8 protein-coding genes are annotated in these 5,841 nt (G+C 64.4%); 4 read left to right on the forward strand and 4 right to left on the reverse strand.

Going from position 1 to position 5,841, the window contains the following annotated elements:
• A partial coding sequence (locus tag IC66_RS48035; protein ID WP_210161490.1) for a hypothetical protein occupies window positions 1–276 on the reverse strand: 276 nt, incomplete at its 3' end.
• A gap of 203 nt (window positions 277–479) precedes the next feature.
• Between IC66_RS48035 and IC66_RS0138550 the strand changes: the two genes are divergently transcribed.
• Together IC66_RS0138550 and IC66_RS0138555 are read left to right on the forward strand one after the other, a co-directional pair.
• Window positions 480–1,262 carry a Spy/CpxP family protein refolding chaperone gene (locus tag IC66_RS0138550; RefSeq protein WP_038951098.1) on the forward strand — a complete coding sequence of 261 codons (783 nt, stop codon included), beginning with the start codon at window positions 480–482 and terminating at the stop codon, window positions 1,260–1,262.
• 111 nt (window positions 1,263–1,373) lie between these two features.
• Complete coding sequence (locus tag IC66_RS0138555) at window positions 1,374–1,751, forward strand: response regulator (protein WP_028144593.1); 378 nt, start codon at window positions 1,374–1,376, stop codon at window positions 1,749–1,751.
• Between the two features lie 113 nt (window positions 1,752–1,864).
• Here IC66_RS0138555 and IC66_RS47910 read toward each other — a convergent pair whose 3' ends face one another.
• The 3 genes from IC66_RS47910 to glk all read right to left on the reverse strand — a co-directional run bounded on the left by IC66_RS47910 (window position 1,865) and on the right by glk (window position 3,519).
• Entirely contained in the window at window positions 1,865–2,020 is a 156-nt protein-coding gene (locus IC66_RS47910; RefSeq protein WP_162832271.1) for a hypothetical protein, read from the reverse strand.
• A gap of 143 nt (window positions 2,021–2,163) precedes the next feature.
• A complete protein-coding gene (locus IC66_RS0138565) occupies window positions 2,164–2,367 on the reverse strand; it encodes a hypothetical protein (RefSeq protein WP_028136378.1) in 204 nt (67 codons plus the stop codon).
• Window positions 2,368–2,517: 150 nt separating this feature from the next.
• Entirely contained in the window at window positions 2,518–3,519 is a 1,002-nt protein-coding gene (gene glk, locus IC66_RS0138570; RefSeq protein WP_038951099.1) for a glucokinase, read from the reverse strand.
• 259 nt (window positions 3,520–3,778) lie between these two features.
• On the opposite strand from glk, the gene pncA reads away from it, so the two are divergent.
• Window positions 3,779–4,417 (forward strand): bifunctional nicotinamidase/pyrazinamidase, encoded by a 639-nt coding sequence (gene pncA, locus IC66_RS0138575; protein WP_038951100.1) that lies wholly within the window; start codon window positions 3,779–3,781, stop codon window positions 4,415–4,417.
• A 16-nt stretch (window positions 4,418–4,433) separates the two neighbouring features.
• Window positions 4,434–5,549, forward strand: a complete 1,116-nt coding sequence (locus IC66_RS0138580; RefSeq protein WP_038951101.1) for an alpha/beta fold hydrolase — start codon at window positions 4,434–4,436, stop codon at window positions 5,547–5,549.
• Window positions 5,550–5,841 lie beyond the last annotated feature (292 nt).

Here is a 5,841-nt window from a genome sequence, read left to right on the forward strand (position 1 = left end):
GTCTTGCGTGACATCTCGTTTCCTCGCCTGGGTGTTTGTTGTTGGAGTTTCCTCTAAGACTTCTTTTCCGAGCTCTTGTTGGATTTTCTTATTGATGCCATCGGCCCGAGTGAACAATTCACGCAGGCCGCAGCAAATTGGTAGCGCGATCAGATCATGATTGACCGCGTCTGTCGAGAAAGCCGAACGTCTCGCGCCTAGAACTAACGTTGCGTCCCCGAACGCGGCAGCGCTTTGCCGGTCGTGAGCTGCGATCGCTTGTTTTGCGACGCACACTTCGCGTGAACCGGCCCCGAACGATCCGTGCGCAATTACGCCGCAGTTTCGAATAAGCCTGCATAACCGCTTCGCGCGAAAGACTTTTCGGACGTGGACAGCATTCGGCTGCGTCTGGACCGCGAAGCGGCGGAAACGATAGAGTTGCAGCTGGCGGGTGACTCCGCCCCAACAGGCCAGTCAGATCGACGATGGAGACGAGAATGATCAACCCGGCGCCGTCTGCGCGGCTTCACATGCGGCGATGGCTTGCGCTGGGGGCCGTGCTTACGCTGCTGCTCGGTGCGGCCGCAATGGCCCAAGCTCAAGGCTTGGTCAAAGGCGTTCAGGACGGCGCGGCGGCCGGAAACAAGGCGGCAGGTCCCGTCGGTGGCGTGCTCGGCGGTGCAATCGGCGGCGTGGTCGGCGTTTTCACCGGCGTGCTCGGCGTCGGCAACAACAATGGCAATCAGGCCCCGGCCGCCAAGGATGCAGGCAAGGACGCCAAGCAACAGGGCGCGGCCAAGGACAAGGATGCAAAGGGCGCCAAGGCAGGCAAGGGCGCCAAGGCGAGCAAGGAGGCCAAGAACGCACCGCAGGGCAAGGACAATAAGGATGTCACCGTCCTCACTCAGACCGGCGCGCCGCAGCAGACCGCCGAGCAGATCGTCGCCAACAGCGATTCCTATATCGAGCGGATCAAGACTCAGCTGAACCTCACGGCTGATCAGGAGAAGCACTGGTACGGCTTCTCGAGCGCAATGCACTACCTTGGGCATAATGGTGCAGAGCGGCTCAACTTGCGGGTTGCGCGCGCCAAGCGGGATCCGCCCGACGACATTATCGAGCAGATGCGCAACGAGGCGCAGTTCCTGATCGACCGCGCCGCCGACCAGCGCAATGTCGCCGACGCCGCCGAGCCGCTGTTTTCGAGCCTCGATGACAGGCAGAAGCAGGTCTTCATTCAGGAGATGGTGCGGCTGAGCCACGAGCGGGGATTGGATTGATCAAGTTGAATCGGATCGGGCGCGTGTGAATTAACGGCGCCCGCCACGAATTCGTGAATCTTCTCCGCAATTGAGTTATGATTAGTTTGGCAAGCTGACTGCGGGGTTGATATGGCGGACGGACTCTCCGTTTTCCTGGTCGAAGACGAGGCGTTGATCCGGATGATGATCGCCGACATGGTGGTGGAACTCGGCCACCACGTCGTCGCGGAAGCGGACAATGTCCGGGACGCAAGCGCGTTCGCCATGACCGCGCAATACGATATGGCCATCCTCGACATCAATCTGATGGGCGTTTACGTCGATCCCGTCGCCGACCTGATCGAACGTCGCGGAAAGCCGTTCATGTTCGCGACGGGGTACGGTCCCGAACTGCTGCCGTCCTTGCTCCGGCGCAGGCCGATCCTGCGCAAGCCGATCGCAATGGATCAGCTCAAGGCGATGATTGATTCCATGTTTCCGGGAGCCCCGGTCAAAGCGCCGCACTGAGTGACGGCGAAGACGCCGCACTGAGTGACGACGAAGACCCCGCACTGAGATTAGCCCAACGAAAATGGCCGCCCGTCGGAGGCGGCCATCGGGCGACGGAATTTGTCGCGGTCTCACATCAGGCCGGCGCCGAGGTCGATGCCGTACGTCATCAGGCCGAACGAGGCGACCAGGCCCGTGCAGCAGAACAGCAAGATGGTCTTGAAGGACGAATCGGCGAAACGCGTTTCGACGACGGCCGGCATCGCGGCGATCGAAATCATGCTCATGTCATTGCCCCCTTGTTTGACCCTGAATTGCATCAGGTGAGGGAAGCCTAGAGCAAAAAGTTTGACGTCAGATTGCGGGGCATCCTTAACGGAATCCCAATTGGATCCCGCGTTCTCCGGCGTCGCGGGCCGGATTGCAAGTCTCAGTTGCGGCCGTTCTTCAGCACCCTGGCAATGGTGTGGGCCGTCATGGCCGCGCGGTCCGAAGCGCGCTGGGCGGCCAGCCGGTCTCGCGCCTTTTCCTCGATCAGCAAGTCGATCAGGGCCAGCCGCTTGTCTTCGTCATCCGCCTCGCTCAGCAGGCGATGATAGCGGTGGTAGTCGAAACCCAAATCCTGCTTACGCATGTCACGCCCCCGCAACTACGCCACACACAAACACACGGCAGGATTGTTTCTCATCCGGAACACGCAGGCAAGCACGTTCCTGCGTGGAACCCCGCGTGCGCGGCAATCAGCTGTGTATTAATGGAACCATGAGCAGGGGGACGACCGACTTCAGTTTGGATTGGAGTCGGCGAACATCTTCAGGCCGACGAAGCTCGCGTCTGGCTTGGTCACGAGCTTGGTCGGGATGTTGCGAAGATAGTCCTGGAAGCGCCCCTTGGCTTCGAAGCGCGCCCGGAACGCCGAAGCGAGAAGGAACTCGGGGAAGCGCGGCACGATTCCGCCGGCGACATAGACGCCGCCGCGGGCACCGAACGTCACCGCGAGATTGCCGGCGACCGACCCAAGGATGGCGCAAAACATCTCCAGCGTCGCGCGGCTGACGGGACAGGTGCCTTCCAGCGCGGCCTTGGTGATGGCGGCAGCGTCGCGGTGCGGCACCTGGGCGCCGTCAACCTCAGCCAAGGCTTCGTAGAGGTTTTGCAGCCCGGAACCCGAGAGCGCGCCACGCTCGATGGAGACGTGGCCAAGGCGTCGGCGCAAGCACGCAATCACACGTTCCTCGCGCTCGTTCTCCGCCGGCAGGGTCGCATGTCCGGCTTCGGTGACGACGGCGAGGCGCGCGCCATGGCGTTCGACCAGACACGAGACGCCAAAGCCGGTTCCGGGGCCGACCACCAGCAACGGCTCGCCGGGCAGGCCATCCTGTCCGCCGAGCGGGATCAGATCGGCAGGCCGCAAGGCGGGCAGGGACCAGGCCACCACCTCGAAATCGTTGAGCACATGGACGCTGTCGAAGCCGAGAGTCGGCTGCAGCTCGTTGCCGTCGATGACCCAGGGACTGTTGGTCATGACGCAGCGGTTGTTGGTGACGGGACCCGCCACGGCCAGCACGGCTCTTTGCGGCTGGGCGCCGCCGGACCGGCGCGCCAGCACGTCCGCGATGGCTTCCCGAACGGTCGGGAAGTCGGCGACCTTCACATAGTCGATCGGTCCGGTCTGGTCGCCGTTGCCGAGGTCGCCGCGGTCCAATTCGCTCCGGATCAGCGCGAAGCGCGCATTGGTGCCGCCGATATCGGCGAGAAGTATCTGTCCTGTCTTGCCGATATTCATGACTCCGTGGCTGCCGCCGCCTTGCGGCACGACAACCCTGTCCTCCAGTCCTTCGACCCGATCCGCGCAGTCGCGGACAGTGCGAGAATCCGCCCTTGGGTGCGCCTAGTCAACACGGACGAGGCCAAACCGTTGCATCATGGGGGTTTCCCCATGACCAATTCGCGCGGGGCTTCGCACGGCGCGGGCGGTTGCGAAGCGGCGCGGGAAGGCCGACACTCAGCGGACTTGTCCGGCGCCGGCGCGCCGGGCACATCGAATGAGCCCGGCGATGAAGATTTCCGACCGCGACGTGTTGCTGGTGATCGACGTGCAGAACGATTTCTGCTCCGGCGGGGCGCTTGCCGTTCCCGGCGGCGAGAAGGTCGTCCCTGCCATCAACCGAATCGCCCAAAAATTCGCCAATGTGGTGCTGACCCAGGACTGGCATCCGCGCGACCACGTCTCGTTCGCGCCGAACCATGCGGGCAAGCAGCCGTTCCAGACCATCGAGCTCGACTACGGCACCCAGGTGCTCTGGCCGGCGCACTGCGTGCAGGGTACCTCGGGTGCGGAGTTCCATCGCGATCTCGACGTGGTCGGGGCGAGCCTCGTGGTGCGCAAGGGCTTTCGCCGTGGCATCGATTCCTATTCGGCGCTGTTCGAGAACGACAAGCGGACGCCGACGGGACTGCTTGGATATTTGCGCGAACGCGAGCTCAAGACCGTGTTCGTCGCCGGCCTCGCGCTTGATTTCTGCGTCCGCTTCTCGGCGGAGGATGCCCGCAAGGCAGGGTTCGAGGTCGCCGTCATCGAGGACGCCTGCCGCGGCATCGATCTCGACGGCTCGGTCGCCGCGGCCCATCGGAGTTTTCGCGACCTCGGCATCTCCATCGTGAGCCTCGAGGCGTTCCTGTGACGATGGTGAGATAGTCATGGTGAATCAGGCCGGCAAACAGAGCGGCGCGCAGGGCCCCGTCCCGGACGACCCGCTGCTGTGGCCGTTGGCAGCGGCGCGCCTCGCCATGGACAGCTGCTTCTGGTGGCTGGAGCGCGCTCCGGCGGAGCAGGGCGACAGCACTTTGTCCTGGACGACGCCGAGCACCGTGGCGCTGGAGCTCGCGACCATGCGCCTGCGCGATTGCTCGCAGGCGCGGTCCGGCCAGCCGGCGCTGGTCTGCGCGCCATATGCGCTGCATCGGGCCCTGATCGCCGATTTCGCCCCCGGCCACAGTGTGGTGCAGTCGCTGCAGACCGGCGGCATCGACCGGGTCTATCTCACCGACTGGCGGTCGGCGACGCCGGATATGCGCTATCTCTCGATCGACAGCTATCTCGGCGATCTCAATGTCGCCATCGACGAGATCGGCGCGCCGGTCGATCTGGTCGGCTTGTGCCAGGGCGGCTGGCTGTCGCTGCTTTATGCGGCGCGCTTTCCGGCCAAGGTGCGGCGGCTGGTGCTGGTCGGCGCTCCCGTGGATCTGTCGATTGAATCCTCGTTGTGCCGGCTCACCCGCAACGCGCCCGAGATGGTCTACGACCAGCTCGTCGCACGCGGCGGCGGCAATGTCCGCGGCGAGGAGATGCTGCGCTTCTGGTCCAAGGCGCCGAACCGCGACGACATCGTAACGGCGTTGCAGAGAGACCTCTCGGACGAGGAGGGCGCGGCGCTGCTCGCGCGGTTCGACCGCTGGAACGCCGAGACGCTCGATCTGCCGGGCAAATACTATCTGGAGATCGTCAACCGGATTTTCCGGGAGAACCAGATCGCTAGCAGCAGTTTCGTCGCTCTTGGTCGCACGGTCGATCCGACGGACGTCAAGGCGCCGGTCTTCCTGCTGGCCGGACTCGACGACGAGGTCGTGCCGGCTGCGCAGGCGCTCGCCACCGCCGGTCTCCTCGGCACGCCGCCGGCCTTCATTGCGGCGGCTTCCGAGCCGAGCAATCATCTCGGCCTGTTCATGGGCGCGCGCACCCACGCGCACGCCTGGCCGCGGATCGCCGCGTGGCTGCGCGACGATCTGTCCGGCGTGCTGGCCCGCAGCGCCTGAGCCCGCCAAGGTACCGGGCAGACCAAGGCGCCGGGCAGATGGCGCTGGGCAGACCGCGGCGCAAATCCGTTATGCATGACGGCGGATGGCCTGCACGGGACCGGGTCGATGGGCTACATAGGGTCTGAAGCTGACGGCTTCGGCAGCGAAGAGATTAAGGGTACTGCGCTCGATGACTTTCCACTCGATCTACGCCCACGGATTTGCGCGCGTGGCGGCCTGTGTCACCACGTCCCATGTCGCCGATCCCTCGGCCAACGCAAAGGCCGTGCTGGCGGCGGCCGATGCCTGC

It is taken from the genome of Bradyrhizobium genomosp. III (genome assembly GCF_000261705.1).
GTDB classification, from domain to species: domain Bacteria; phylum Pseudomonadota; class Alphaproteobacteria; order Rhizobiales; family Xanthobacteraceae; genus Bradyrhizobium; species Bradyrhizobium ottawaense.